Raw genomic sequence first — 1,406 nt, 5'->3', positions numbered from 1 at the left:
TATAAGAGACAGCACCCCACCCGCCTCCTCACCGGCATCGCCTGGGCGCTCCTCCTCCTGGGCCTCTGGCTGTGGGGCCGCGAGGTCACCGAGGTCCCCGGCGGAATGTCCGCCCCCACGACGGGCGACATAGCGGCGGTGGGACGTCCGCCGGAGCGGCAACTCCCGCCCGCCGCACGCCCGTTGACCAAGGCCCTCCCGCAGCGCATCGACATCCCCGAACTCGGCGTGCAGGCCCCCGTGGTGGCCCGCGGCCTCGACGCGAGCGGCGCGATCGACCCCCCGCCCTACGACCAGGCCGGCGTCGTCGGCTGGTACGCGGCCGGCGTCACCCCCGGCGCGCGCGGCACCGCGCTGCTGGTGGGGCACGTCGACACCGAGACCCGCCCGGCCGTCTTCTACAAGCTCAGCACGGTGAAGGCGGGCGAGACGGTCCGCGTGGTGCGCGGCGACGGAAAGGTCGCCGAGTTCACGGTGGACGACGTGGAGGTCGTCCGGCGCGACCGCTTCGACGCCCAACGGGCGTACGGCACAAGGGAGTCGGGCCGCGCGGAGCTACGGCTGATCACCTGCGGCGGCACCTTCGACCGGGTCAGCCGCAGCTACACGGCGAACGTGATCGTCTCCGCGTACCTCACGGGTACGGGACCCTGAACTCCCGTACCCCGCAAGGGACTACACCTGTCCCGGCCGGCGGCCCGCTCCCCCGAAACCGCCGACCGGGCAGGTCCTCGACCGCGCGCGCACGGGCTGCGGGAGAAACCCGGCGACCGGCGCGGGAGGCTTGTGGAAACCTCGGTGGGTTGTGTGCAGGCCGGGGGCTGGGGCCGTCTGTGAAGAGTAACGGAGTGGCACCGCAAGGCCGTAGAGCCCAGAAGGTCGAGGTGTCCGAGGAAGACTGTAGAACGGACCAGGGCCCCGGGCCTAGGTGCTTTTGACGCCAAGTCCCGAGGCTGTGACTAACCGTCATCCCCGCAGGTGTCGCGCCACGTGTGCGACAGCCCGCGCGGGGGCCGGGGTGGTCGGGGTACCTGGTGGTCCCCCAACTCCGTGTCACCCAGGGTCTGTTCGACGATGGAACGAGCCACCGAGTCCAGCGGCAGCCGGTTGCGGCGGGCGTATCCGCGCAGGACGTCGAACGCCTCGTCCACACTCACCCGCCGGCGTTCGGCCAGGATCCCCTTGGCCTGCTCGATGTGCACCCGGCTGGTCAGCGCGTGCTGCAACTGCCCGGAAAGCGTGCGGAATTGATCGTGCGCACGATGGTTGTACAGCCCCAGCGCGGCGGCGTCGGCGAACGACTGGGCCGTCACGACAGAGGCCGAAGCCCCGACCAACCCCGAAGCTCCGGCCGGCCCCGAAGCCCCGACCGCCCCCGGAGCGTCGGCCGTCCCCGGTGCGTCGGT

2 protein-coding genes are annotated in these 1,406 nt (G+C 72.0%); one reads left to right on the top strand and one right to left on the bottom strand.

The genetic code is table 11. The features are described 5' to 3' along the window. Positions 1-36: 36 nt before the first annotated feature. Positions 37-654, top strand: coding sequence for a class F sortase (locus AOK24_RS39090; RefSeq protein ID WP_240554334.1), 618 nt, complete (start codon positions 37-39; stop codon positions 652-654). A 305-nt stretch (positions 655-959) separates the two neighbouring features. On the opposite strand, the gene AOK24_RS39085 is transcribed toward AOK24_RS39090, so the two are convergent. Next, positions 960-1,406, bottom strand: a 447-nt coding sequence (locus tag AOK24_RS39085; RefSeq protein WP_159052149.1) for an ANTAR domain-containing response regulator, incomplete at its 5' end; no start/stop codon positions are given.

It is taken from the genome of Streptomyces niveiscabiei (assembly GCF_001419795.1).
Taxonomy (GTDB): Bacteria; Actinomycetota; Actinomycetes; order Streptomycetales; family Streptomycetaceae; genus Streptomyces; species Streptomyces niveiscabiei.
The sequence above is the reverse complement of the archived record's forward strand: the minus strand, read 5'-3'. Positions and strand labels throughout refer to the sequence as shown.